The organism is Streptomyces sp. NPDC051211 (genome assembly GCF_040689505.1).
Classification (GTDB): domain Bacteria; phylum Actinomycetota; class Actinomycetes; order Streptomycetales; family Streptomycetaceae; genus Streptomyces.
Window position 1 is genome coordinate 456,972 of sequence record NZ_JBFBAV010000001.1, and the last position, 25,777, is coordinate 482,748.

The window sequence follows — 25,777 nt, forward strand, 5'->3', positions numbered from 1 at the left end:
CGGGAAGGGTGAAAATCAAGCCGGGGGGTTGATGCGGCGCCACACTGCTGTGACAGTTGAGAGCAGCTTAGGCCAAGGCATTCGTGTGTGTCCGGCGAATGAGAACGTAGGCTGCCCCCATGGCAAAGAAGCGCTCGGGCGGAGGGCTCTCGGGGAGTCAGCAGGCCGCCAAGTTCCTCGGGGTGTCCGTTCTCTCCGGAGTTGTACTCGCCGGCATCGCGATCCCGGGCGCGGGCGCCCTGGGCCTCGCGGCGAAGGGCACGGTCGAGGGATTCGATGAGATCCCGGCCAATCTCAAGACTCCGCCGCTGAGTCAGCGCACCACGATCCTGGACGCCGAGGGTGGCTTGATCGCCTCCGTCTATTCGCGCGACCGGCAGGTGGTCCCGCTCACCGCCATCTCTCCGTACATGCAGAAGGCGATCGTCGCGATCGAGGACTCGCGTTTCTACGAGCACGGCGCGGTCGACCTCAAGGGCATCCTGCGCGCGGTCAACCGGAACGCGCAGGAGGGCGGCGCCGCGCAGGGCGCTTCCACCCTCACGCAGCAGTACGTGAAGAACGTGTTCGTCGAAGAGGCCGGCGACGACCCGACCAAGGTCCGCGAGGCCCAGGAGAAGAGCCTGGGCCGCAAGATCCGCGAGCTGAAGTACTCGATCCAGGTCGAGGAGGAACTCGGGAAGAAGAAGATCCTCGAGAACTACCTCAACATCACGTACTTCGGCCAGCAGGCGTACGGAATCGAGTCCGCGGCGCAGCGCTACTTCAGCAAGCCCGCCAAGGACCTGACCCTGGAGCAGTCGGCGCTGCTGGCCGGCCTGGTCCAGTCGCCGAGCCGGTACGACCCGGTGAACGACTCCACCGAGGCGACCAACCGCCGGAACGTCGTCCTCCAGCGGATGGCCGACGTCAGGGACATCTCGCAGGCGGAGGCGGACGCGGCGAAGGCCAAGCCCGTCCAGCTGAAGGTGACCAAGCCGCGGAACGGCTGCATCACCGCCGTGAAGGGCGCGGGCTTCTTCTGCGACTACGTGCGCAACACGTTCCTGTCCGACCCGGTCTTCGGCAAGACCAGGGAGGACCGGGCGAAGATCTGGAACCAGGGCGGCCTGACGATCCGTACCACCCTGGACCCGCAGTCGCAGGAGTCCACGAACGCCTCCATCAAGGAGCACGTCTACCAGGACGACACGATCGCGACGGCCGTGACCCTGGTGGAGCCGGGCACCGGCAAGGTGCTGGCCATGGGGCAGTCCAAGCCGTACGGCTTCGGGAAGAACGAGACGCAGATCAACTTCTCCGTGGACAAGCGGATGGGCGGCTCGAACTTCGGCTTCCAGGTCGGTTCGACGTTCAAGCCGTTCATCGCGGCCGCCGCGCTGGAACAGGGCATGCCGCCGACCAAGGTGTACGCGTCGCCGAACAAGATCGACTACCCGAGCCCGATCCCGAAGTGCGACGGCAGCCAGTGGGTCAACACGCCGGACCGGCGTGGGCCCGCGACGGCGGAGAACGAGACCGAGGACGAGATCGGTCCGTACGCGCTCAGGACCGCCATGGAGAAGTCGATCAACACGTACTTCGTGCAGATGATCGGCGAGATCGGGCTCTGCCCGGTCATGGAGATGACGCAGAAGCTCGGCGTGGTCCCGGCCGCCGGCACCAAGCTGCCCGAGGCCCCGTCGATCGCGCTCGGCTCGGCCGAACTGTCGCCGCTGACGATGGCGAACGCGTACGCGACCTTCGCCAACCGCGGCGAGTACTGCACCCCGGTGGCCATCGAGTCGATCACCGACTCGCACGGCAAGGCGCTGCAGGTGCCGAAGTCCAAGTGCTCGCGGGCGATGTCCGAGCAGACCGCGGACACCATCAACACCCTGCTGCTCGGTGTGGTCGACTCCGGTACCGGTGAGCGGGCCGGTCTGAGCGGCCGGGACAACGCGGGCAAGACCGGTACCACCGACTCCCGGCACAACGCCTGGTTCGTCGGCTACACCCCGAACCTGTCCGGTGCGGTCTGGGTCGGCTCCGGCGGCATGAAGAAGATCTCGATGGAGCAGATCACCATCGGCGGCGAGTACTACCCGAAGGTCTTCGGCGGCGGTCTGCCCGGCCCGATCTGGAAGGGCGCCGTCTCGGGCGCACTGGCCGGGCGCGAGGCACCCGGCTTCGCCACGATCAGCATCCCGGAGCCGTCCGTTCCGAACCCGGGCGGGCGGGGCCGGCCGAACCGGCCCGTGAAGCCCGGCAAGCCGGGTGACGGCAAGCCCGGCGACAGCCGGCCCGGCGGGGCGACCGGCGACACGACCACCGGGGCCACGGGCGGGGCCACCGGCGGAACCGGCGGCGACGACCCGACCAACCCGTTCCCGGGGATCACCCTGGATCCGGGCGTCATCGGCGGCCCGAACGGGAACGGGAACGGCGGCCGCCGCTGACCGGCGCCACAACCGAGCGGAGAGGGGCCCCGGCCATCGGCCGGGGCCCCTCTTTCTTCCTTCGGCTCTCTTGCCTCCGGCCTTGCTTCGGCCCTGCTTCGGCTTAGGCCTTACTTAGGCCCTACTTAGGCCTTGCTTCGGCCTTGCTTCGGCCTTGCTTCCGGCTCAGGCGAGGAGCTGCTTGACGACGGCGGCGACCCGCCCGCCCTCGGCCAGCCCGGCCACCTTCGGGTTCACGATCTTCATGACCGCACCCATGGCGCGCGGCCCCTCGGCACCCGCCGCCTTGGCCTCCTCGACGGCCTGAGCCACGATCGCCCGCAGCTCGTCGTCGGTGAGCTGCTTCGGCAGGTAGCCGTCCAGGACCTTGCCCTCGGCGATCTCCCGCTCGGACTGCTCCGGCCGGCCACCCTGGGCGAAGGCGTCGGCGGCCTCGCGGCGCTTCTTCGCCTCCTTGGCGATCACCTTGAGCACCTCGTCGTCGGAGAGCTCGCGGGCGGTCTTGCCGGCGACCTCCTCCTTGGTGATCGCGGCGAGGGTGAGGCGGAGCGTGGACGAGCGCAGCTCGTCGCGCGCCTTGATGGCGGTGGTGAGGTCGTCCTGCAGCTTGGCCTTGAGCGTGGTCATGCTGCGAGTCTGCCAGGTGGCCCCAGGGGTCCGCCCACTCGTTTTACGCTTCTCCGCCGTCTGCGACGATGTCTCCATGCGTGCGCGTTACGGAGTACCCCTGAAGGTCACCGCCGGCATCGCCGCGGTCGGAGCAGCCGGGGTGGCCTATGCCGCCGGCTTCGAGGCGAGGTCCTTCCGCCTGCGGCGGGTGACCGTGCCGGTCCTTCCGCGCGGCATGCGCCCCCTGCGGGTGCTGCAGGTCTCGGACATCCACATGGTGAGCGGCCAGCACAAGAAACGCGCCTGGCTGCATTCCCTGGCGGGGCTGCGCCCGGACTTCGTCGTCAACACCGGCGACAACCTGTCCGACACCGAGGGCATCCCGGAGCTGCTGGACGCGCTCGGCCCGCTGATGTCCTTCCCCGGCGTGTACGTCTTCGGCTCGAACGACTACTACGGCCCGCGGCTGCGCAATCCCGCCCTCTACCTGCTGGAGAAGGCGCAGGGCCGGCACGGGCTGAACGGCAACAAGCCGGTGGTCGGCGCCGTCCACAACCGGTGGGAGGAAATCCGGGACGCCTTCGACGCGGCCGGCTGGCTGAACCTCACCAACACCCGGGCCCGGCTCAAGCTGCAGGACCTCGAACTGGCCTTCACCGGCCTGGACGACCCGCACATCAAGCGCGACCGGTACGAGCAGGTGGCGGGCGGCCCGGAGCCGGACGCGGACTTCTCCATGGCCGTGGTGCACGCCCCGTACCTGCGCACCCTGGAGTCGTTCACGGCGGACGGCTACCCGCTGATCCTCGCCGGCCACACGCACGGCGGGCAGCTGTGCATCCCCTTCTACGGCGCCCTGGTCACCAACTGCGACCTGGACACCGGGCGGGTGAAGGGGCTGTCCACGCACGAGACCGGCGGGCAGCGCTCGTACCTGCACGTCTCGGCGGGCTGCGGCACCAACCGGTACACCCCGGTCCGATTCGCCTGCCCTCCGGAGGCGACGCTCCTGACGCTGACCCCGCAGGATCAGTGAGCGACACCGACCCGGCTGCCCTGACCACGGCCGATCGCCGCCGCCGCGACCTCCGCGAAAACCGGATTTCGTCTCCGGCCGAGGGTCCGCTAGAGTAATCGATGTCGCCAGGCAGCAAGCGCTGCAAGAGCGGCGATCGGGGTGTAGCGCAGCTTGGCAGCGCGCTTCGTTCGGGACGAAGAGGTCGTGGGTTCAAATCCCGCCACCCCGACAGAGTAAGACCAGGTGAGGCACCTACTAGAACTAGTAGGTGCCTCACCTGTTTCCGTCTGCACGTCCAACTGAGTGACTACGGGTCTAGGGGTTCGGAGCGGCCCCGAAAATGCCGTCCATGGCCGTAGCCCCCATCTGGATCACCGGCCGGATCTGCTTCCGGTAGACCTCCTCCGTCACGGCGGTGCTGGAGTGCCCGACCAGCCGGGAGAATGAAGACGAGCCCGCTCTCCTGCCAGGCCTCGCCGGCCGCCACCCGCTGCCAACCCTGCCGCTCCCACTGGTTCTTCAACGCGTCGATGGCCCGACCGGGCAGCGCCAGCGTGCGCCTCGACCTCCGGGTCTTCGTGTCCCCGCCGCTCCGGACCGACCTCCACGGCGATATGCGGCGGTCACGGTGTTGAGGCGGACAACCTGACACCTCAACGGGCAGAGATCGACGCAGTGACCGGCTCACATGAATTCCGATTCGAGCACAGTGACGGCAGGACCTTTGGCGCTGTGGTTGGCGTCCTGCGTAACTCGCCAACTTGCATGCGTATCTGGCGTGAAGAGCACCAGGCTAGGCCGTCCCGGCCGCGGCCGGGACTGCGGGCGTCCGGCCCCCGTTGTACGGTCGAGAGGGGAGCCCGCCCGGCCGGCCGGTTCGGCACTCCGTCTCCACTCCGGTGCCGCAGGGCCGCCGAGGCCCGTTCCGACAGGCACCGGAGGAAGACACCATGGCCCGGCACCACCGCCTCGCGCTCCTCGCGCCTCTCGCCGCGGCAGCGTGCGTCCTCGCCCCGGCCTTCGCCGCACCGCAGGCCGCCGCCGCCCCCGCCGGCACCTGCGCCCTGGTCAAGGGCGAACCCGGCCCGGACAAGAAGCCCACGTACGACCTCAAGCTCTCCGGCTTCGACAAGGGAGCCCGCCTGACGATCTCCGGGGGCACCTCGAGCCAGAACGTCAGGGTCGCGTCCAACGGGAAGTACGTCGACGAGAACGTGACCTACGGCACCTACACCGTCAAGGAGCGCAACAGGAACACGCCGCCCGTCACGTGCAGCAAGGTGCCGGAGGAACCCGCCGGGCAGGCCGATCCGCAGGCCAAGACGGCGGACGTCACCTCCGTAACCGCCCAGTACCTCGGCAAGCAGGGCGACATCGGGTGCATCATCTTCCCGGACGGGGTCGTTCCGGGCTTCGCCGGCACGATCAGCACCTCGGGTCCCGGCACCGTCAAGTACCGCTGGACCCGGAGCGACGGCCTCGTCTCGGGTGCGGCGACCCTCACCTTCACCGCGGCCGGCACCCAGAACGTTCCCAAGATGTCCTGGGACGGCGTCGCCCTGAAGAAGGCCCCGGACAAGTTCAGCGGCTGGGCGCAGATCACGATCGTCGGCGAGGACGCCAAGTCGAACCGGGCCGACGTCTCTCTCACCTGCGTCGACTAGTGGGCATGTCCGCGCCGCCGGGCCGTCCGTGGGTCGTGGGACGGTGGCCGATCCTGGCCGAGGGTGACAACCGCTGACCGCTCGACCGCAGGTCAGAGGCGGTGCATTGGGAGAAGCCCGAGGGCGGCCGATTTGCGTGAAGATCGCCGCGGCCCTGCCGCTGCCCTGGCCGCCTTCCACCGGAAAATGCCTGGTCGGACAGGGCGTCCGGACTCTGGCCAGGAGTACAGTGAAAGCACCGGAAGCACTTCGTACACCGGCTTCCACGCGGGTGTCGTTTCCGGGGATCACGAATTCCGGGCTGCCGACGAGCAGCCCGGGGGCAGGTCCGCGCCATGAGCACGATCCTCGACCGCACAGCCCCCCGCGACCTCGCCCGAGAGTTTTCGGCACGACTGTCCCTCACCCCCAAGACCACGCTCGCCGGCCAACTGGACGGCGCCTGGTGGCCCTACTCCCGCGACCTCGGCACCGAACTTCCGCCGCTCGCGGCCGCACTCGACGAAGCCTGGGGACGCATCACACGGGTCACCGTGAATCCCACCCGCTGGCCCGTCATCCCGCACACGGTTCGCGTCGCCGGGCACACCGTGCACGTGGGCTGGTTCACCGAACAGCACCCCGACAAGCTGATCCTGCTCTCCGGCACCGTCGGCCGCTGGGACCTGCTGGTGATCCCGCCCGAGACCGAGCCGACCGCAGCCGCCCGGCTGATGGCCGCAGCCGCCGTCCCGGGAAGCGTCCTGACCGCCGGCACCCTGCTGGCCAACGAAGCCGTGATCGGCCGCGACATCCGGAATGCCCGGAGCCGGGAGGACACCTGGGAGACCGAAGGCGGGGCCTGCATGTCTCCCTTCGGGCACCTGATCGGGCGGCGGGCCCTGCCCGTGCCCGGAAACACCTGGAGGTGAGAAGCGTGGAGACCATCATCCTCATCGCGGTGGTCCTCGCCATGATCGGCGTGGGCATGCGCCTAATCCATCTGCTCAATGCCCAGCACGACGCGCGGATCGCGGCCCACCACTACACAGACGTCCTGCCGGGTGTCGGCCGGCGAGGCCACCGGAAGCAGGGACACACCTCGTGAACCCCACCAAGACCAGCACCGAGGCCACGGAGGCCACCGAGGCCACCGAGACCCGGACGTTGCCGTCGGTCGGACACGCCGAGGTCCGGATCGTCGCGGCCTCCCCCGAGGCCGCCCGTGCGGTCGCCGAGGTCCTGCGCCGCTTCTTCGCCTGCACCGAGCAGCGCAGCTACCCCGCCCCGGGAGGAACCGGCACCAGGCTCCACCTCACGGTGGACACGGAATCCGCGGCCGGACCCGAACGCTCCTGGCTGGCCGCCAGCAGACCGCCCGCCGGTACGGGCGCCCACGCCGACGAAGTCTGACGGCCACCAGGGCCCGGCGCTCCGCACCCCGCACCCCGCACGAGAGGACGCGGTCATGGCGACACTGCGCGAGCGCAAGACCTACCGCGAGCAGGTCCTGCGGCTCCTGTACGAGGCCGTCGAGGGCAACCGCCTCCTCGGGATCACCGGGGCCAAGCTGCGCAACGACCTCCGCATACCGGAGCAGGATCTGGCCGCCGCCTGCACGTACCTGGCGGGCGAAGGCCTGATCTCCGTCGACTGGGAGCCGGGCAACACTCCCGCGATGGTCACCCTCACGCACGAAGGGATCCGGCGCATGGAGGCCGAGGAGGAGGAGCGCACCTGAACCGGCTCGGCTGCACCGTCTCCGCGGGTGGTGCCTACGTGTCGAAGCGGTAGCCCATGCCCGGGGTGGTGACCAGATAGCGCGGGTGCGAGGGATCCGGCTCCAGCTTGCGGCGCAACTGGGCCATGTAGACCCGCAGGTAGTTGGTTTGGGAGCTGTAGCCGGCGCCCCACACCTCCTGGAGCAGGCCCCGCTGGGTGACGAGCCGGCCGCGGTTGCGGATCAGTACCTCCAGCAGATGCCATTCGGTCGGGGTCAGCCGGATCTCCTGCCCCCGCCGCTCGGCCTTCTTCGCGAGCAGGTCGATGGTGAACTCCTCGGTCTCCACCACCACTTCCTCGCTCGCCGTCCCCTTGGCCGCCCAGGTCCGCCGGGAGCAGGCCCGCAGCCGGGCGAGGAGTTCGTCCATGCTGAACGGCTTGGTGATGTAGTCGTCGGCGCCCGCGTCGAGCGCCTCGACCTTCTCATCGCTGCTGTGCCGGGCGGAGACCACCAGGATCGGTACGCGCGACCAGCCGCGCAGCCGCCTGATGACCTCGATCCCGTCCATGTCCGGCAGACCGAGGTCCAGCAGGACGACGTCCGGGCGGCGGGCTGCCGCGGCCAGCAGGGCCCTGGTGCCGTCCGGCGCGGAGTCCACCTCGTGGTGGCGCGCCTTCAGGTTGATCTCCAGGGCGCGTACCAGCTGCGGCTCGTCGTCCACCACCAGCACGCGGGTCATCGTACGAGCGCCTTGAGTGCGGTGTTGAGTTCGAGGACGTTGACGCGGGGTTCGCCGATGAAGCCGAAGGTGCGGCCGGTGGTGTGGTCGGCGACGAGTTTCTCGACCTGCTTGACGTCGAGGTCGTTCCGTTCGGCGACGCGGTGGATCTGGATCTTCGCGTACTGGGGCGAGATGTGCGGGTCGAGGCCGGAGCCGGAGGAGGTGACGGCGTCGGCGGGCACGTCCTGGGGGTTGACCCGGTAGGTGGGGGTGGAGTTGTCGGCGACGACGGCGGCCTTGGCGTCGGTGACCCACTTGACGAGGTCCTCGTTGTCACCGGCCCGGTTGGTGGCGCCGGAGAGTATGAGGGAGTACTGGGTGTTGACGCTGTTGGAGCCCAGGCCGTTGGAGGGGCGCGGCTGGAACCACTTCAGGTCCGGCTCGGCGGCCTCGTCGGGGTCGTTCGGGTTCTGCGCGGGCAGGTTGTAGGTCTGGCCGATGAGGGAGGAGCCGACGACCTTGCCGCCCGCGTCCTTTATTTCGGAGCCGTTGGCCTTGTCGTTGAAGAGGCCCTGCGCGATGCCGGTGACGGCGAGCGGGTAGAGGACGCCGCAGATCACGGTGAGGACCAGCAGGGCCCGGAGACCGGCACCGATCAGCCGTGCAGTGTTGCTGACAGTGTTGTTCATGGTCGTCTCAGCACGTTCCTAGTTCAGGCGAGCCCGGGGATGAGGGAGATGAGCAGGTCGATGAGCTTGATGCCGATGAACGGGGCGATCAGGCCGCCGAGGCCGTAGAGGCCGAGGTTGCGGCGGAGCATCGTGTCGGCGCTGGTCGGCTTGTACCGGACGCCCTTGAGGGCGAGCGGCACCAGGGCGATGATGATCAGGGCGTTGAAGACGACCGCGGAGAGGATCGCCGACTCCGGGGAGTGCAGGCTCATGATGTTGAGCTTGTCCAGGCCCGGGTAGACCACCGCGAACATGGCGGGGATGATCGCGAAGTACTTCGCGACGTCGTTGGCGATGGAGAAGGTCGTGAGCGCGCCCCGGGTGATGAGGAGCTGCTTGCCGATCTCGACGATTTCGATGAGTTTGGTGGGGTTGGAGTCCAGGTCCACCATGTTCCCGGCCTCCTTGGCGGCCGAGGTGCCGGTGTTCATCGCCACGCCGACGTCGGCCTGGGCGAGGGCCGGGGCGTCGTTCGTACCGTCGCCCGTCATGGCGACGAGCCTGCCGCCGGCCTGCTCCCGCTTGATGAGGGCCATCTTGTCCTCGGGGGTGGCCTCGGCGAGGAAGTCGTCCACGCCGGCTTCTTCGGCGATGGCCCTGGCGGTCAGCGGGTTGTCACCCGTGATCATGACGGTCTTGATGCCCATGCGGCGCAGCTCGTCGAACCGTTCGCGCATGCCCTCCTTGACGACGTCCTTGAGGTGGATGACACCGAGGACGCGGGCGCCCTCCTCGTCCTCGACGGCGACGAGGAGCGGGGTGCCGCCGGCCTCGGAGATGGTGTTGGCGAGGGTGTCGGCGTCCACGGAGACCTGGCCGCCCTGTTCGGTGACCCAGGTGATGACGGAGCCCGCGGCCCCCTTGCGGATCTTGCGTCCGTCGACGTCGACGCCGGACATGCGGGTCTGGGCGGTGAAGGCGATCCACTCGGCGCCGGCGAGTTCGCCCTGGTGGCGCTCGCGCAGGCCGTACTTCTCCTTCGCCAGGACGACGACGGAACGGCCCTCGGGGGTCTCGTCCGCGAGGGAGGACAGCTGGGCGGCGTCGGCGAGTTCGGCCGCCGTGGTGCCCTTGACGGGCACGAACTCGGAGGCCTGGCGGTTGCCGAGGGTGATGGTGCCGGTCTTGTCCAGCAGGAGGGTGGAGACGTCGCCCGCCGCTTCCACCGCGCGGCCGGACATGGCCAGGACGTTGCGCTGGACCAGGCGGTCCATGCCGGCGATGCCGATGGCGGAGAGCAGGGCGCCGATGGTGGTGGGGATCAGGCAGACCAGCAGCGCGGTCAGGACGATCATCGACTGCTCGGCGCCCGCGTAGATCGCGAACGGCTGGAGGGTGACGACGGCAAGCAGGAAGACGATCGTGAGGGACGCCAGGAGGATGTTGAGGGCGATCTCGTTGGGGGTCTTCTGCCGGGCGGCGCCCTCGACCAGGTTGATCATGCGGTCGATGAAGGTCTCACCGGGCTTGGTGGTGATCTTGATGACGATCCGGTCCGAGAGGACCTTCGTGCCGCCCGTCACCGCGGACCGGTCACCACCCGACTCGCGGATGACGGGGGCGGACTCGCCGGTGATCGCGGACTCGTCGACCGAGGCGACGCCCTCGACGACGTCACCGTCGCCGGGGATGATGTCGCCCGCCTCGCAGACCACCAGGTCACCGATCCTCAGATCGGTGCCGGGGACGTGTTCCTCTTCGTCGCCCACCAGGCGGCGGGCGACGGTGTCGCTCTTGGCCTTGCGCAGGGTGTCGGCCTGCGCCTTGCCGCGGCCCTCGGCCACCGCCTCCGCCAGGTTGGCGAAGATCGTGGTCAGCCACAGCCAGGCGGTGATCGCCCAGCCGAACCAGTCGCCCGGGTCCTTGACCGCCAAGACGGTGGTGACCACCGAGCCGATCAAGACCACGAACATGACGGGCGACTTGGCCATCACGCGGGGGTCGAGCTTGCGGACCGCGTCCGGGAAGGACTTCAGCAGCTGCTTCGGGTCGAACAAGCCGCCGCCGACCCGGCCGGGGGCCGGCTTGTGACCGGTTGGCACGTCTCCGTGTGGAGCACGGGTGGGAGTGACGGTGCTCATGAGGCGAGCCCTTCAGCGAGCGGTCCCAGCGCGAGGGCGGGGAAGTAGGTCAGACCGGTGATGATGACGATGGTTCCGACGAGCAGCCCGGCGTAGAGGGGCTTGTCGGTACGCAGGGTGCCTGCGGTTTCGGGGACGGGCTTCTGCTCGGCAAGGGAGCCGGCCAGCGCGAGGACGAACACCATGGGCAGGAAGCGGCCCAGCAGCATCGCGATGCCGATGGTCGAGTTGAACCACTGGGTGTCGGCGTTGAGACCCGCGAACGCGGAGCCGTTGTTGTTGGCGCCCGAGGTGTAGGCGTAGAGGATCTCGGAGAAGCCGTGCGCGCCGGAGTTCGTCATCGAGTTCGCCGGGGTGTCCAGCGCCATCGCGGCGGCGGTGAAGCAGAGCACCAGCGCCGGGGTGATGAGGATGTAGCAGGCCGCGAACTTGATCTCGCGGGTGCCGAGCTTCTTGCCCAGGTACTCGGGGGTGCGGCCGACCATCAGGCCGGCGATGAACACGGCGATGACCGCCATTACCAGCATGCCGTAGAGGCCGGAGCCGACACCGCCGGGTGCGATCTCGCCGAGCTGCATGCCCAGCATCGCGATGCCGCCGCCGAAGCCCGTGTACGAGGAGTGGAAGGAGTTCACCGCGCCCGTGGACGTCAGGGTCGTGGCCACCGCGAAGATCGAGGAGCCGCCGATGCCGAAGCGGGTCTCCTTGCCCTCCATCGCACCCCCGGCGATGTCGAACGCCGGACCGTGGTGCGCGAACTCCGTCCACATCATCAGAGCGGTGAACCCGAGCCAGATCACGGCCATCGTCGCCAGGATCGCGTAGCCCTGCTTCACGCTTCCGACCATCTTCCCGAAGGTCCGCGTCAGGGCGAACGGGATGACCAGGATCAGGAAGATCTCGAAGAGGTTCGACAGCGGGGTCGGGTTCTCGAAGGGGTGGGCCGAGTTGGCGTTGAAGTATCCGCCGCCGTTGGTGCCCAGCTCCTTGATGGCCTCCTGCGAGGCGACCGCGCCGCCGTTCCACTGCTGGGTGCCGGCCGTGGCGTGCCGGTTCATGAACTGGCCGACCTCGTGGATGCCGGCGAAGTTCTGGATGGCGCCGCAGGCGACCAGGACGATCGCGCCGATCACCGCGATGGGCAGCAGGATCCGTACGGTGCCTCGCACCAGGTCGGCCCAGAAGTTGCCCAGCTCACCGGTGCGGGAGCGGGCGAAGCCGCGTACGAGAGCCACCGCGACGGCCATGCCGACCGCCGCCGAGACGAAGTTCTGCACCGCGAGGCCGCCGGTCTGCACGACGTGGCCCATGGCCTGCTCGCCGGCGTACGACTGCCAGTTGGTGTTCGCCACGAACGACGCGGCCGTGTTGAACGCCTGGTCGGGGTCGATCGACGCGAAGCCGAGCGAACCCGGCAGGCTGCCCTGCACGCGCTGGAGGACGTAGAGGAAGAGGACGCTCACGCCGGAGAAGGCCAGGACGCCGCGCAGGTAGGCGGGCCAGCGCATCTCCGCATTCGGATTCGCGCCGATGGCCTTGTAGATCCACCGCTCCGGTGCGTAGTGCTTCTCCGAGGAGTAGACCCGGGCCATGTGGTCGCCCAGGGGTCGGTAGACGAGTGCCAGCACCGCTATGAGTGCGAGGAGCTGGAGCACGCCTGCAAGAACAGGACTCATCGGAGCTCAGAACCTCTCCGGGTACACAAGGGCGAGGACGAGATAGCCCAGCAGGGAGATGGCGACCAGCAGGCCGACGATGTTCTCGGCAGTCACAGCTTGGTCACCCCCTTGGCGACGAGTGCCACCAGCGCGAAGACCGCGATCGTGGTGGCGACGAAGGCCAGGTCGGCCATCGTGAGCTCCCGAAGGGGTTGAGACGGGACAGGACAAGTAGAGAAAACATCCCGTTGAGGCCCGTAAGGGCGCCCTTGACGGGGCCCATACGGCGCCTGCCTCGTCCTTGACGACTCTCTTACGCCGTCGTGTCTCTTACGCCACCGTGTTTCTTACGCCGCCGTGCCCGGCCCGTGACCGGGCGGGATTCGGCCACGGGCTCGCATCGCCCACAGGCCTCGCGGGCGGTCGGCCCCGGTCGGCCGGTCGGGCGCTCAGCCGGTCGCGCCGGCTGCGTCCGCGTCCCCCGGGGAGACCAGGCCCGTCTCGTAGGCCAGGACCACTGCTTGGGCGCGATCGCGCAGGCCGAGCTTGGCGAAGATGCGGGCCACGTGCGTCTTCACCGTGGCTTCGCTGAGGGTCAGCTTCTGCGCCAGCTCGGTGTTGGACAGGCCCCGGCCCATCAGCGTGAGGACTTCGAGCTCGCGGGGTGTGAGGCCGGCCAGGTCCCGGTGGACCCGGCGGGATGCGCTGGTGCGCAGCCTCGCAGCGGCGGGAGCGGCCGGTCCGGGTGCCGATCCGGTTCCGGGAGCGGCGGCGAACCGCTCCACCAGGCGGCGGGTGATGGACGGGGCGAGGAGGGCGTCTCCCGTGTTGACCAGGCGGATGGCGGCGGCCAGGTGGTCGGAGGTGACGTCCTTGAGGAGGAACCCGCTGGCACCTGCGGCGAGGGCGGCGTAGACGTACTGGTCGAGGTCGAAGGTGGTCAGCATGATCACCCGGCAGGCGGGGTCCTGGGCGAGGATCCGGCGGGCGGCCTCCAGGCCGTCCATCCCGGGCATGCGAATGTCCAGCAGGACCACGTCGGGCCGCAGGCTGCGGGCTGCCGTCACGGCTTCGGCGCCGTCCGCCGCCTCGGCCACCACGTCGATGCCGCGGGCGTTGAGGATCATGCGGAATCCGGTGCGGACCAGTTCCTGATCGTCTGCGATCACGACCCGCGGCGCGGGCTCGGTGGCGGTGGGCTCGGTGGCGGTGGGCGCGGTGGCGGTGGGCGCGGTGGCGGTGGGCGCGGTGGCGGCGCCTTCGGCGGGGGTCATGGGCGGTCCAGGGGGAGCCGGGCGCGGACGCGGTAGCCGCCGCCGAGGCGGCGGCGGGCGTCGAGCTCGCCGCCGTAGACGGAGACCCGCTCGCGGAGCCCGACCAGTCCGTGTCCGGCGCCGTCGGCACGGGCGGGGGCCGGGCGGGCCGTGCCCGTGAGGACGCTGGGGCCGTCGTTCAGTATTTCGACGCGGAGGTAGTGGTCGGCGTAGCGGACGGTCACTTCGGCTTTCGCTCCGTCTCCGTGTTTGAGGGCGTTGGTCAAGGCCTCCTGGATGATCCGGTACGCGGTGACGTCTATCCCGGGCGGCAGCGGGCGCGGCTCCCCCGATATCCGGACCTCGACGGGCAGGCCGGCGAAGCAGATCCGGTCGATCAGCGGGCTGAGCCGGCTCAGGCTGGGTTGCGGGGAGAGGTCCGCTCCGCCCGCGCCGTACGGTTCGTCCTTGCCGTCCTGGGCGGGGGCGAGCAGGCCCAGGAGGTGGCGCAGTTCGGTCATGGTGTGACGGCCGGCCGTCTCGACGGCACTCATCGCGGCCGCCGCCTCGTCCGGCAGGGTGGCGAGGACTTCCCGTGCGGCGCCGGCCTGGACCACCATCAGGCTCACGTTGTGGCTGACGATGTCGTGGAGTTCGGCCGCGATCCGGGCCCGTTCGGCGTCGACCGCGGTGCGCGCGGCGCTCTCCCGCTCGCGCTCCAGCAGCCAGCCGCGTTCCCCGATGGCGGCCCGGTGCCGCCGCCGTGCCGTGGCCAGCGCCATGCCGAGCCAGGCCGCGACGGCACCCGTGGTCACCACCGCGACGGTCAGCCAGCCGACCCCTGAATTCCACACCCTGTCAGCCTCCCAGCCCGCACCAAGATCCGCATCCTCCTCATGGGCATCAATCCGTCGGTTGAGTCCGTACATCCCCAGGATGACGGGGGGTTGGGGTTACATCCGGGGAGGGACGCAGGGGGCCTGGCGCCGCTTCTAACTTCGAGTCATGACTACTGAGCAGCAGGTCGTCGTCAGGCTGGACGGCGTACAGAAGGAGTACGGCGACGCGAAGGCCCTCGACGGGGTGTCGCTGGAGATCAGGGCCGGGGAAGCGGTCGCCGTGATGGGGCCCTCGGGCTGCGGCAAGTCCACCCTGCTCAACATGATCGCCGGGCTGGACCGGCCGACTTCGGGCACGGTGCGGGTCCACGGCCAGGATCTGGGCGCGCTGAACGAGACCGGGCTCGCCCTGTTCCGGCGGCGGCATGTCGGCATGATCTTCCAGTTCTTCAACCTCATAGACGACCTGCCGGCCCTCGACAATGTGGCGCTGGCCGCCCAGCTGACCGGGTCCTCCGCCCGGCAGGCGCGGCGCCGCGCGCTCGAGCTCCTCGACGAACTCGGTGTGGCCGACCGCCGGGACGCCTATCCGGCGACACTCAGCGGCGGTGAACGCCAACGGGTCGCCGTGGCCCGGGCACTGATGAACCGTCCGGCCCTGCTGCTCGCCGACGAACCGACCGGCGCGCTGGACAGCCGCTCGGGAGAGCAGGTGATGGACCTGCTGATCGACCTGAACCAGATAGGCCAGACCCTGCTGATCGTCACCCACGATCCGCAGCTGGCCGGCCGCTGCGCGAACCGGCTGATCGAGTTCGCCGACGGCCGGGTGGCCCGCGAGAGCACGCTGGAGTCGGCCCGATGAGCGCCGTGTGGCGGGCCTCGCGCGGTGCGGTCAAGCGCCGCAGAGTGCAGACCGTGGTCATCGGCCTGGTCGTGCTGTGCTCCACCCTGACGGTCCTGCTCGCCCTGACCCTGCTCGGCGCCGCGTCCGCGCCCTTCGAGCGGATGTACGCCAAACAGCGCGGCGCGCACGCAGTGGCGACGTACGACGCTGCGAAGGTCAGCGGCGCGCAGCTGGCGGACACCGCGCGGCGGCCGGGGATACAGGCCGCCGCCGGGCCCTTCGGCCAGACGGTGCTGCAGACTCCCAAGGGCTGGCTGTGGATGCCCGGCGGCCCGCTCGCCGTGGTGGGCCGGGCTGATCCGGCGGGGCCGGTGGACCGGATCGAGCTGCTGGAGGGCCGCTGGGCCACCGCGCCCGGCGAGATCGTCGTCAACTGGTCCGTCCAGGGCACCCCCAACCCGGAACTGCTGGGGACGCAGCTGCCCGCGGCCGGCGCCGCGCCCCTCACCGTCGTCGGTTTCGCGGTGAGTGCCAGCCACTCGGCCGGCGCCTGGGTGACACCGGACCAGATGGCCGCGCTGCATCCGGCCGCCCTCCAGATGCTGTACCGGTTCACCGATGCGGGGACGGACCGGCAGGTCGAGGCCGGGCTGGCGGAGGCCACCGCCGGGCTGCCCGAGGGGGCGCTGACCACCTCGCAGTCCCACCTGGCGCTCAAGCGGGCCTTCTCCGAGCAGGCCGATGCCTACCTCCCCTTCATATCGGTGTTCGGCATTCTCGGCCTGCTGGTGTCGGTGCTGATCGTCGGCAATGTGATCAGCGGTGCGGTGGTCTCCGGATACCGGCACATCGGTGTGCTCAAGGCGCTCGGCTTCACCCCGAACCAGGTGGTCGCGGTGTATCTGACGATGGTCTTCGTACCGGCCGCCGTCGGCAGCGTCCTGGGCACCCTGGCCGGCGCACTGCTCGCCGAACCCGTGCTGCAGATGGCCTTCTCCGGCGTGGAAACCGGGCAGGCCTCCATCGGGCTCAGCCCGTGGATACCGGTCGGCTGCCTGCTGGGCATGCCCGCGCTCGTTCTCGTCACCGCGCTGATCCCCGCCCTGCGGGCGCACCGGCTGTCGGCCGCCCGGGCGATCAGTGCCGGCAGCTCGCCCCGGGCGGGCGGACGCGGACTGGGCGTCCAGCGCCGGCTGAGCGGCAGCCCGCTGCCGCGCTCCGTCAGTCTGGGCCTGGGGCAGCCGTTCGCCCGTCCGGGCCGCACCCTGATGACGATGGCCGCCATCGTCCTCGGGGTGACCACGGTCACCGTGACCACCGGGCTGACCGGAACGATGCTGGCCCTCGGCAAGGGGGGCGAGGGCGAAGGACCCCGAGTGCAGGTGGCAGTGGACCTGGCGGCCAACGACGACCGGACCACACCCGCTCTCGACGATGCCGAGATCGAGAAGCGGTTGCGCTCGTTGCCCGGCGCGCAGGGAGTGACGGCCCGCGCGCTCACCCGGGTCGGCATCGTCGGGCACACCGAGACCCGGTTCGTCGACTTCTACCGCGGAGAGAATCCGCCGGACGCCGAACGCGTCGTGGAAGGCCGCTATGTGCGGGGTCCCGGCGAAGCGGTGGCCGGGCCGCCCTTCCTGACCCGGCACGGCCTGAAGGTCGGCGACCGGATCACCCTGGAGCTGGGGGGCCGGCGAGCGGAGGTGACCATCGTCGGTCAGCTCATGTCGGGCAACCAGCGTGCGCTGACCGCGTCGTGGGACACGATGGCTGCCCTCGACCCGGAGGTGCGGCCCGCCGAGTACAGGGTGCAGCTGGAGCCGGGTACCGATGCGAAGGCCTACAGCGACGCGGTCAGGGCGGCCGGCCCGGGCCTGCATGCGTCACCCCTCGGCGACTCGAACTCGGTCACCGCCACGATCATCGGCTTCTCCTCGGTGTTCACGGTTCTGCTGAGCGCCGTCGCGGCTCTCGGCGTCTTCAACACCGTGCTGCTGAACACCCGGGAGCGGCGCCGTGACCTGGGCATGCTCAAGTCCATCGGTATGACCCCGCGGCAGGTCGTGGCCATGACCGTGGCGTCGGTGGCGGCGGTGGGAGCGGTCGGCGGGCTGCTGGGGATACCCATCGGAATGGCCGCGCACAGGCTGCTGGTCGACCATGTCGGCGTGGTCCGGTTCCCCGAGTCCATGAAGGACGTCTGGCAGGTTCCGCAGCTGGCCGGTCTAGCCCTCGCCGGAGTCGCCATCGCCGTCCTCGGTGCCCTGATACCCGCCCGCTCGGCGGCCCGCCTCACCATCGCCAAGGTGCTCCACAACGAGTGAACGGGCCCGCGCCGGGCGCCCGGTGTCCACCGACCGGTGGACACCGGGTTCCACCGGGCGAGCCTGTCGGCGGGCATGCCTCGTTGACCAGCATGTTCCGTATGACGAATCTTCCTGTACGCATGGCCCGTTGGAGCGCCGGGCACCCCTGGCGGGCGATCGTCGGCTGGCTCCTCTTCGTGACGCTGTGCCTGGGTGCCGGGATCGCGGCCGGTGGCAACCCGGCCGCCACCGAGGACTTCCGGATCGGCGAGGCCGGCCGGGCCGAGGCACTCGCGGCCGAGGGCGGCCTGCAGCAGCGGCCGCTGGAGCGGGTGCTGATCCACGCCCGGCCCGGCGGCGGCCCGTTGGACGCGGCGGCCGCCGATGCCGCCGCCCGGGACACCGTCCAGCGGATGCGGAAGCTGCCGGAGGTCCTCTCGGTGGCCGACCCGGTCCGGGCCGCCGACGGGTCCGCCGTCCGGGTCGACGTCACCATGAAGGGCGCCGAGCTGGAAGGCAAGAAACACGTCGATCCGCTGCTCGCGCAGACCGCCGAAGTCCAGGCGGCCCACCCCGGGCTGTGGGTGGAGGAGGTCGGCAGCCCCTCCATCGGCAAGGGCGTCGACAAGCTGCGCGGCGACGACCTGGCCCGCACCGAGGTGATCGCCCTGCCGGTCACCCTGATCACCCTGCTGATCGTGTTCAGCTCGGTGGCCATGGCCCTGGTGCCGCTGCTGCTGGCGCTCTCCTCGATCATCGCGGCCGTGGGCCTGTCGATGCTCGCCTCGCACGTCTTCCCCGACGCCGGCATCGGCACCAACGTCATCCTGCTGATCGGCCTCGCCGTCGGCGTCGACTACACGCTCTTCTACCTCAAGCGGGAACGCGAGGAGCGGGCCCGGTCCGGCGGCCGGCTCAGCTCGCAGGCCCTCGTCGAACTCGCCGCCGCCACCTCCGGGCGGGCCGTGGTCGTCTCCGGTCTCGCCGTCGCCGTCTCCAGTGCCACCCTCTACCTCGCCGACGACGTGATCTTCTCCTCAATCGCCACCGGCGCGATCGTCGTCACCCTGGTCGCGGTGGTCAGCTCCCTCACCGTGCTGCCCGCCGTACTGGCCGCCCTCGGCGGGCGCTCCGAACGGCGCCAGGCCCGCAAGGCCGCCCGCGCCGCCGCCCGCGGCCGGACCTACACCCCCCGGCAGCCGAGGACCGGCGCCGGCCGGATCACCGACGCCGTCCTGCGCCCCACCCGCAAGCACCCCGTCGCCACGCTCGCCGTCGCCACCCTCGCGATGCTCGTGCTGGCCCTGCCGCTGCTGAACCTGAACCTGACCGAGATGAGCCGCGAGACGCACTCCCGCTCCATCCCGGCCATGCGGACCTACGACCGGCTGATGGCCTCCTACCCGGAGCTGAAGGCCATGCACCAGGTCGTCGTACGCGCCGATGCCGGCCACGCCGACGAGGTGGCCGGCGAGCTCCGCCGGCTCGCGGACCGCGCCGCCGAGGATCCGGCGGTCACCGGCACCCCCGTCCTGCGGACCTCCCCGGACCGCCGGATCACCCTGCTGGAGATGGCCGTCCCGCACTCCGTCAGCTCCGACACCGCCCGGACCTCCCTGAAGACCCTCCGCGAGACCCACATACCGGACACCGTCGGCCGGCTGCCCGGCAGCGAGACCGCCGTGACCGGTGACGTCGCCCGCTACAACGACTACCCGGCGCACCAGAAGCAGAAGCTGCCGCTGATCATCGGCGCCCTGCTGCTGGTCACCTTCGCGATGACGGTGTGGGCCTTCCGGTCCGTGGTCCTCGGCCTGGTCGGCATCGCCCTGAACCTGCTGTCGGCCGCCTCCTCGCTCGGTCTGCTGGTCCTGGTCTTCCAGCACGAATGGGCCGAGGGGCTCCTCGACTTCGACTCCACCGGTTCGATCGGCTCCCGCGTCCCGCTGTTCCTCTTCGTGATCCTCTTCGGCCTGTCGATGGACTACCAGGTGTTCGTGATCAGCCGCATCCGGGAGGCCGCGCTGAGCGGCGTACCCACCCGGCAGGCGGTCATCGACGGCATTCGCAGCTCGGCCGGGGTGGTCACCAGTGCCGCCGTGGTGATGGTGACCGTGTTCGCCAGCTTCGCCTCCCTGCACCTGATCGAGATGAAGCAGATCGGTTTCGTCCTGGCGGTGGCCGTCCTGCTGGACGCGTTCGTCATCCGGATCCTGATCCTGCCCTCGCTGATGCTGCTGCTGGGCGAGGCCAACTGGTGGCCGTCCCGAGGCGTGGGGCGGGCCCGCCGGAGCACCGCGGCCGCAGCCGGCAGCGGCAGCCGCATCGATGCCGGAGCCGGAGCCGGAGCCGGAGCGCTCGGGAACGGCGCCGACACCGGCCGGGCCGCGAACGTAGGCTGATCGGATGGAGCAACGGCCGCAGCACACCACCCGATTGACCGTCCGTAAGTTCCACCTCTGGTACTCGGCGGTCTGGGTACTGCTCGGTCTCGCGCCCTCGACGATCAGTCTGCGCAACGACCACGGCCCGGCCCTGTACGCCTCGATGACCGTACTGGTCGTACTGGCCGCCGGGTACGCGGCGGTCCGGCTCCGCCTCGCGGAGCCGGTGCTTCGGCCCAGGGCCTGGCTGGTGCTGCTGGCCCTCGGCGTGGGGGCGATGGCGGCCCTGCCCGGCGGCGGCGCGGCCCTGTTCATCGTCTCGCTCCCGCAGTTCTGGATCCACGCCCCGTCCCCGCGGGCCGCGATCGGCCTGAGCGGGGCCGCCGCCGGGGCCACCGTGGCCGGCACCCTCCTGCACCCCATCGACTCCCCCACGGGGAACACGGTCTTCACGGTGGCCGGCTTCCTCGCCGGGGTGCTGCTGGGGCTGCTGGTGCACAGGTTGCAGGAGGACGGCGAGGAACGGGCGGGCCGGCTGGGCGCCGAACTGGAAGGCGCCCGCCGGAGGTTGGCGGAGGCGCACCGGAAGCAGGGAGCGGCGGACGAGCGGGAGCGGATGGCCCGGGAGATCCACGACACCCTGGCGCAGGGGTTCGCCTCGATCATCGTGCTGGCGGAGGCGGCCCGTTCGGCCCTGGACGCCGACCCGGAGCGGGCCGCCCAGCAGCTCCGGTCGATCGAGCGGACCGCCCGGGAGAACTTCGCCGAGGCCCGGGTGCTGGTCGGCTCCACCCCGCAGAGCGGCCTCACCCCCGGGCCGGTCGTCGACACCCTGCGCCGCACGCTGGAACGTTTCGCCCAGGACACCGGGCTCACCGTCGACGCCGACCTCCCGCCGGACGTGGACTGCGACCAGCAGACCCGGATCGCCCTGCTCCGCTGCACCCAGGAGTCCCTGGCCAACGTGCGCAAGCACGCCGACGCGAGCACGGTCGGCGTGGTCCTCACCCAGTACCCCTACGCCATCGAGCTGGAGATCACCGACGACGGACGCGGGTTCACGGTCGAGGACTCGGCCGGCTTCGGCCTCGACGGGATGCGGAAACGGCTGGCCGAGCTGGGCGGCGAGCTCACCGTCACCAGCTCCCTCGGCGACGGCACCCGGATCCTCGCCACCCTCCACACCACCGCACCCACCGCACCCACCCCAACCACCACAACCACCGGAAAAGGACACTGACATGACGACCGGAAACCGGAACGACCCGCTGCGGGTCGTCGTGGTGGACGACCACACGGTGATGCGGGCCGGAGTCGTCGCCCTGCTCGCCGCCGAACCCTCCATCGCGGTGGTCGGCGAGGCCGACAACGGCCGCGAGGCGGTCGCCCTGGTGGCCGCACTCGCCCCGGACGTGGTCCTGATGGACCTGCGCATGCCGGTCCTGGACGGAGTGGCCGCGACCGCCGAGATCACGGCCGGCCCGGCCCCGACCCGGGTGCTGATCCTGACCACCTACGACACGGACGCCGAGATCGAGCGGGCGGTCGAGGCCGGGGCGATCGGCTACCTGCTGAAGGACACCACCCGGGAGCAGCTGGTCGACGCGATCCGCTCGGCCGCCCGCGGCGAGACCGTCCTGGCCCCCCGGGTCGCGGAACGCCTGGTCGCCCGCATGCGCCGGCCTGCCCCGGTGGTGCTGACCGCCCGCGAGGTGGACGTCCTGGCCGCGGTCGCGGACGGCCTGTCCAACGCCGACATCGGCCGCCGTCTGGTGATCGCGGAGGCCACGGTCAAGACCCACCTGCTCCGGGTCTTCGCCAAACTCGACGTCAGCGACCGCACCCACGCGGTGGTCGTCGCCCTCGACCAGGGCCTCCTCCCCCGCCCCGGCCGGACAGGATCATGATCGCTGCCCGGTGCGGCGGGTGAAGTCCACCTCGGCCGGCTCCTCCCCCGGCCAGCCCAGCTGCGTCGGAGCGTCCGGGGTGTGCGCCAGGAGCCGCCCGCGCGAGATGACGTACCGGGGCCGGACCTGGCGGCGGACCGCCTCGGCAGGCGATTCCGCGGGCAGCAGCATGAAGTCGGCCGGGCAGCCCGGCCGGATGCCGTACTCCTCCGTGATGCCCAGCACCGCCGCCGCCCGGTCGGTGATCATCGCGAAGGCCGTAGGGATCTCGTCCGCGCCCGTCAACTGGGCGGCGTACAGGCCGAGCAGGGCCGTCTGCAGCGGATTGCCCGTCCCCAGGGCGTTCCACGGGTCCATCACGTCGTCGTGCCCGAAGGCCACGTTCACGCCCGCCGCCAGCATCTCCTTCACCTGGGTGAGGCCGCGGCGCTTCGGGTAGCCGTCGAAGCGGCCCTGGAGGTTGAGGTTGGCGAACGGATTCGCCACCAGGTTGACACCGGAACGGGCCAGCAGCCGCTGGAGCTTGTAGCTGTAGGCGCCGTTGTACGAGCCCATCGCCGTCGTGTGCGAGGCCGTCGCACGCTCCCGTAGCCCCGACCGCAGCGCCAGAGCGGCCAGCACCTCCACGAACCGGGACTGCTCGTCGTCGATCTCGTCGCAGTGCGCGTCCACCCGCAGCCCGTGCCGCTCGGCCAGCGCGAACGCCAGGTTCAGCGAGGCCACCCCGTCCTCCCGGGTGTCCTCGAAGTGCGGGATCGCCCCCACCACGTCCGCGCCCCGGGCGATGGCCTCCCGCAGCAGCTTCTCGCCGCCCGGGTAGGACACGATGCCCTCCTGCGGGAAGGCGACGATCTGCAGGGTCAGCACGTCCCGGACCCGGTCCCGGACCTCCGCCAGCGCGTCGAGGGCGACCAGCCGGTCGTCCGTGACATCGCAGTGCGTACGGACGTGCAGCACGCCCTGGGCCGCCTGCCAGCGCAGCACCTCGGTGGCCCGGCCGATCACGTCCTCCCGCGTCAGGCTCTGCTTCCGCTCGCTCCAGCAGGCGATGCCCTCCCACAGCGTGCCCGAGGCGTTCGGCCGCGGCTCGCCGGCCGTCAGGGCGGTGTCCAGGTGGATGTGCGGCTCCACGAAGGGCGCGCTGAGCAGCGCCCCGTGCGCCTCGACCAGGGTCCCGGTGCCGGGTGGCTCGCGCTGGTCGTCGTACGGGACCACCCGCGCGATGTGACCGCCCTCGGCCACCTCCACATCGACCAGACCGGGAGCGACCCGGCCGTCCCCTGCGTACAGCCGGGCGCCTCGGACGATCATCAGCATGGATTCACGATACGGCGGCCCCGTCCACGCGGGCGGCTGAAACCGGCGACCACGACGGGAGCAGGCAGGAGCCGCCACCGGCGGCGGCGCGCGCGGTCCACCTCGGCGACAAGAACACACCTGACCTGCGACTTCACATCGAAGCCGCAGGTCAGATGACCGGTGCCGGGACTCAGCCGCGTTTGGCCCGAGCCTTCTGCTGCATGCCCCTGGTCTTCGCGGAGGACGACGACTGCACGTCTCTGACCGCGGCCTTGGCACGTGCCTCGGCTGCCGTGTTCTTCGCCATCGCACGTTCGGAATCGTGGTGGCCTGACGTCCCGGTACGAGCCTTCTTGGCCATGGTCATTCCTCCTCGGAGCACTCGAGGGGCGTACGCCCTCCACTCTCCACCCGTTCGGCCCAGTCGGCATCCCGACACAATGGAGCGCATGACCACCCACGAGATGACCGAAACCGAGACGCCCGACTGGGAGAAGCGCTTCCGCGCGCCGCGCGTCGGCCTGCCCGAATGGGCAGAGGACGCCCCGGACCGCTCGCTCTTCGTCTCGAACGCCACCGGCACCTACGAGCTCTACGCCTGGGACCGCGCCACCGGCACCCGCCGGCAGGCCACCGACCGCCCCAACGGCACCACCGACGGCACCCTCTCCCCCGACGGCGAGTGGATCTGGTGGTTCTCCGACACCGACGGCGACGAATTCGGCACCTGGGTGCGCCAGCCCTTCACCGGCGGCGACGACCGGCCCGCCACCCCCGGCCTCGAGCCCTCCTACCCGGCCGGTCTCGCCATCGGCCGCGACGGCACCGCCGTCGTCGGGCGCTCCACCGACGAGGACGGCACCACCATCCACGTCGTCCGCCCCGACGGCACCGCCCCCGTCGAGATCTACCGGCACCGCGAATCCGCCGGCGTGGGCGACCTCAGCCGCGACGGCACCCTCCTCGCCATCGAGCACACCGAGCACGGCGACGCCATGCACTCCGCACTCCGCGTCGTCACCCTCGACGGCACCACCGTCGCCGAACTCGACGACTCCAAGGGCGGCACCGAGGAGCTCGGCCTCGAAGTCCTCGGCTTCGCCCCCGTCACCGGCGACACCCGCCTCCTCGTCGGCCACCAGCGGCGCGGCCGCTGGGAACCCATGATCTGGGACGTGGCCGCAGGCACCGAGGAAGGCCTCGCCATCGACCTGCCCGGCGACGTCGCCGCCGAGTGGTACCCGGACGGCAGCGCCCTGCTCATCGAGCACAGCTTCGAGGCACGCAGCGAACTCTGGCGGTACGACCTCGCAACCCGCGCCCTCACCCGCGTCGACACCCCGGCCGGAACCGTCTCCGGCGCCACCGCCCGCCCCGACGGCACCGTCGAGTACCTGTGGTCCTCCGCCGCCCAGCCCTCCTCCGTACGGTCCACCGCCGGCGGCATCGTCCTCGACGCACCCGGCATGACCGCACCGCCCTCCGTCCCCGTCGAGGACGCCTGGGTGGAAGGGCCCGGCGGCCGCATCCACGCCCTCGCCCAACGCCCCGTGGGCCACGGCGACGGCCCCTTCCCCACCGTCTTCGAAATCCACGGCGGCCCGACCTGGCACGACAGCGACGCCTTCACCGCCACTCCGGCCGCCTGGCTCGACCACGGCTTCGCCGTGGTCCGCGTCAACTACCGCGGCTCCACCGGCTACGGGCGCGAGTGGACCGACGCCCTCAAGCACCGCGTCGGCCTCATCGAACTCGAGGACATCGAAGCCGTCCGCGCCTGGGCCGTCGACTCCGGACTCGCCGACCCGGCCCGGCTGGTCCTCTCCGGCGGTTCCTGGGGCGGCTACCTCACCCTGCTCGGCCTCGGCACCCAGCCCGACCTCTGGGCCGTCGGACTGGCGGCCGTGCCCGTCGCCGACTACGTCACCGCCTACCACGACGAGATGGAGGCGCTCAAAGCCCTCGACCGCACCCTCTTCGGCGGTACCCCCGAAGAGGTCCCCGACCGCTTCGCCGCCTCCTCGCCGCTCACCTACGTGGACGCCGTCCGCGCCCCCGTCCACATCGCCGCCGGCGTCAACGACCCCCGCTGCCCCATCCGCCAGATCGACAACTACGTCGACCGCCTCGCCGCCCGCGGAGCCGTCCACCAGGTCTACCGCTACGACGCGGGCCACGGCTCCCTGGTCGTCGAGGAACGCATCAAGCAGGTCCGCATGGAGATCGATTTCGCCCTGACGCACCTGTCTTGACCTGGATCGAGGGGCTCGGTCCGCGCAGGCTGCGAGCCGGGGGGCCGAGGGGCGGCTCCGGCAGGAGC

24 protein-coding genes, 1 tRNA gene and 2 pseudogenes are annotated in these 25,777 nt (G+C 70.8%); 15 read left to right on the forward strand and 12 right to left on the reverse strand.

Features of this window, described 5'->3' with window-relative positions; all coding sequences use genetic code 11:
- The first annotated feature begins 119 nt into the window (after positions 1 to 119).
- A complete protein-coding gene (locus tag AB0447_RS02190) occupies positions 120 to 2,438 on the forward strand; it encodes a transglycosylase domain-containing protein (RefSeq protein ID WP_366474499.1) in 2,319 nt (772 codons plus the stop codon).
- 165 nt (positions 2,439 to 2,603) lie between these two features.
- On the opposite strand, the gene AB0447_RS02195 is transcribed toward AB0447_RS02190, so the two are convergent.
- The gene (locus AB0447_RS02195; RefSeq protein WP_366474500.1) at positions 2,604 to 3,065 is read right to left on the reverse strand and encodes a GatB/YqeY domain-containing protein; all 462 of its coding nucleotides are present in this window, start codon (positions 3,063 to 3,065) and stop codon (positions 2,604 to 2,606) included.
- Between the two features lie 76 nt (positions 3,066 to 3,141).
- On the opposite strand from AB0447_RS02195, the gene AB0447_RS02200 reads away from it, so the two are divergent.
- Together AB0447_RS02200 and AB0447_RS02205 are read left to right on the forward strand one after the other, a co-directional pair.
- Positions 3,142 to 4,083 carry a metallophosphoesterase gene (locus AB0447_RS02200; RefSeq protein ID WP_366474501.1) on the forward strand — a complete coding sequence of 314 codons (942 nt, stop codon included), beginning with the start codon at positions 3,142 to 3,144 and terminating at the stop codon, positions 4,081 to 4,083.
- Positions 4,084 to 4,220: 137 nt separating this feature from the next.
- Positions 4,221 to 4,294, forward strand: a tRNA-Pro gene (locus AB0447_RS02205).
- An 86-nt stretch (positions 4,295 to 4,380) separates the two neighbouring features.
- Here the strand turns inward: AB0447_RS02205 and AB0447_RS02210 are convergent.
- Positions 4,381 to 4,681: pseudogene (locus AB0447_RS02210) on the reverse strand (site-specific integrase); the annotation flags it as partial.
- Positions 4,682 to 5,015: 334 nt separating this feature from the next.
- On the opposite strand from AB0447_RS02210, the gene AB0447_RS02215 reads away from it, so the two are divergent.
- The 5 genes from AB0447_RS02215 (at position 5,016) to AB0447_RS02235 (ending at position 7,449) form a co-directional block, all read left to right on the forward strand.
- Positions 5,016 to 5,729, forward strand: coding sequence for a hypothetical protein (locus tag AB0447_RS02215; protein ID WP_366474502.1), 714 nt, complete (start codon positions 5,016 to 5,018; stop codon positions 5,727 to 5,729).
- 335 nt (positions 5,730 to 6,064) lie between these two features.
- On the forward strand, positions 6,065 to 6,640 hold the full coding sequence (locus tag AB0447_RS02220; protein ID WP_366474503.1) for a DUF5994 family protein: 576 nt from the start codon (positions 6,065 to 6,067) through the stop codon (positions 6,638 to 6,640).
- Positions 6,641 to 6,645: 5 nt separating this feature from the next.
- Positions 6,646 to 6,816, forward strand: a complete 171-nt coding sequence (locus tag AB0447_RS02225) for a hypothetical protein (protein WP_366474504.1) — start codon at positions 6,646 to 6,648, stop codon at positions 6,814 to 6,816.
- Positions 6,817 to 6,875: 59 nt separating this feature from the next.
- Entirely contained in the window at positions 6,876 to 7,121 is a 246-nt protein-coding gene (locus AB0447_RS02230; RefSeq protein WP_366474671.1) for a hypothetical protein, read from the forward strand.
- Positions 7,122 to 7,176: 55 nt separating this feature from the next.
- Positions 7,177 to 7,449: a hypothetical protein gene (locus tag AB0447_RS02235; protein WP_366474505.1), complete on the forward strand. Its 273-nt coding sequence runs from the start codon at positions 7,177 to 7,179 to the stop codon at positions 7,447 to 7,449.
- Between the two features lie 34 nt (positions 7,450 to 7,483).
- Here AB0447_RS02235 and AB0447_RS02240 read toward each other — a convergent pair whose 3' ends face one another.
- From AB0447_RS02240 to AB0447_RS02265, 6 genes are all read right to left on the reverse strand, one after another.
- Positions 7,484 to 8,170, reverse strand: coding sequence for a response regulator transcription factor (locus AB0447_RS02240; protein WP_366474506.1), 687 nt, complete (start codon positions 8,168 to 8,170; stop codon positions 7,484 to 7,486).
- A complete protein-coding gene (locus AB0447_RS02245; RefSeq protein WP_366474508.1) occupies positions 8,167 to 8,841 on the reverse strand; it encodes a potassium-transporting ATPase subunit C in 675 nt (224 codons plus the stop codon). Before AB0447_RS02245 ends, AB0447_RS02240 begins: the two co-directional genes overlap by 4 nt.
- 23 nt (positions 8,842 to 8,864) lie before the next feature.
- On the reverse strand, positions 8,865 to 10,964 hold the full coding sequence (kdpB, locus tag AB0447_RS02250; protein ID WP_366474509.1) for a potassium-transporting ATPase subunit KdpB: 2,100 nt from the start codon (positions 10,962 to 10,964) through the stop codon (positions 8,865 to 8,867).
- Complete coding sequence (gene kdpA, locus AB0447_RS02255) at positions 10,961 to 12,640, reverse strand: potassium-transporting ATPase subunit KdpA (protein WP_366474510.1); 1,680 nt, start codon at positions 12,638 to 12,640, stop codon at positions 10,961 to 10,963. Before kdpA ends, kdpB begins: the two co-directional genes overlap by 4 nt.
- Before the next feature lie 6 nt (positions 12,641 to 12,646).
- Positions 12,647 to 12,736, reverse strand: coding sequence for a K(+)-transporting ATPase subunit F (kdpF, locus tag AB0447_RS02260; protein WP_366474511.1), 90 nt, complete (start codon positions 12,734 to 12,736; stop codon positions 12,647 to 12,649).
- Between the two features lie 335 nt (positions 12,737 to 13,071).
- Positions 13,072 to 13,407 (reverse strand): response regulator transcription factor, encoded by a 336-nt coding sequence (locus AB0447_RS02265; RefSeq protein ID WP_366474672.1) that lies wholly within the window; start codon positions 13,405 to 13,407, stop codon positions 13,072 to 13,074.
- Here AB0447_RS02265 and AB0447_RS02270 point away from each other — a divergent pair.
- Complete coding sequence (locus AB0447_RS02270) at positions 13,331 to 13,537, forward strand: hypothetical protein (RefSeq protein WP_366474673.1); 207 nt, start codon at positions 13,331 to 13,333, stop codon at positions 13,535 to 13,537. The genes AB0447_RS02265 and AB0447_RS02270 overlap by 77 nt on opposite strands.
- Here AB0447_RS02270 and AB0447_RS02275 read toward each other — a convergent pair.
- Both AB0447_RS02275 and AB0447_RS02280 read right to left on the reverse strand, forming a co-directional pair.
- Positions 13,471 to 13,896 (reverse strand): annotated as a pseudogene (locus AB0447_RS02275) (response regulator transcription factor); the annotation flags it as partial. The gene AB0447_RS02270 and the pseudogene AB0447_RS02275 overlap by 67 nt on opposite strands.
- Positions 13,893 to 14,729, reverse strand: coding sequence for a histidine kinase (locus AB0447_RS02280; RefSeq protein ID WP_366474512.1), 837 nt, complete (start codon positions 14,727 to 14,729; stop codon positions 13,893 to 13,895). The pseudogene AB0447_RS02275 and the gene AB0447_RS02280, both read right to left, overlap by 4 nt.
- 151 nt (positions 14,730 to 14,880) lie before the next feature.
- Between AB0447_RS02280 and AB0447_RS02285 the strand changes: the two genes are divergently transcribed.
- From AB0447_RS02285 to AB0447_RS02305, 5 genes are all read left to right on the forward strand, one after another.
- Entirely contained in the window at positions 14,881 to 15,579 is a 699-nt protein-coding gene (locus AB0447_RS02285) for an ABC transporter ATP-binding protein (RefSeq protein WP_366474513.1), read from the forward strand.
- A complete protein-coding gene (locus AB0447_RS02290) occupies positions 15,576 to 17,885 on the forward strand; it encodes an ABC transporter permease (RefSeq protein WP_366474514.1) in 2,310 nt (769 codons plus the stop codon). Before AB0447_RS02285 ends, AB0447_RS02290 begins: the two co-directional genes overlap by 4 nt.
- A 101-nt stretch (positions 17,886 to 17,986) precedes the next feature.
- Positions 17,987 to 20,269 (forward strand): MMPL family transporter, encoded by a 2,283-nt coding sequence (locus AB0447_RS02295; RefSeq protein ID WP_366474515.1) that lies wholly within the window; start codon positions 17,987 to 17,989, stop codon positions 20,267 to 20,269.
- Positions 20,270 to 20,273: 4 nt separating this feature from the next.
- Positions 20,274 to 21,491, forward strand: a complete 1,218-nt coding sequence (locus tag AB0447_RS02300) for a sensor histidine kinase (protein WP_366474516.1) — start codon at positions 20,274 to 20,276, stop codon at positions 21,489 to 21,491.
- A gap of 1 nt (position 21,492) precedes the next feature.
- Positions 21,493 to 22,158, forward strand: coding sequence for a response regulator transcription factor (locus tag AB0447_RS02305; protein ID WP_366474517.1), 666 nt, complete (start codon positions 21,493 to 21,495; stop codon positions 22,156 to 22,158).
- Here AB0447_RS02305 and codA read toward each other — a convergent pair.
- Both codA and AB0447_RS02315 read right to left on the reverse strand, forming a co-directional pair.
- Positions 22,153 to 23,475 (reverse strand): cytosine deaminase, encoded by a 1,323-nt coding sequence (codA, locus tag AB0447_RS02310; RefSeq protein WP_366474518.1) that lies wholly within the window; start codon positions 23,473 to 23,475, stop codon positions 22,153 to 22,155. The genes AB0447_RS02305 and codA overlap by 6 nt on opposite strands.
- Positions 23,476 to 23,647: 172 nt before the next feature.
- Complete coding sequence (locus AB0447_RS02315) at positions 23,648 to 23,818, reverse strand: hypothetical protein (protein ID WP_366474519.1); 171 nt, start codon at positions 23,816 to 23,818, stop codon at positions 23,648 to 23,650.
- 88 nt (positions 23,819 to 23,906) lie between these two features.
- On the opposite strand from AB0447_RS02315, the gene AB0447_RS02320 reads away from it, so the two are divergent.
- Positions 23,907 to 25,709: a prolyl oligopeptidase family serine peptidase gene (locus AB0447_RS02320; protein ID WP_366474520.1), complete on the forward strand. Its 1,803-nt coding sequence runs from the start codon at positions 23,907 to 23,909 to the stop codon at positions 25,707 to 25,709.
- Positions 25,710 to 25,777: the final 68 nt, after the last annotated feature.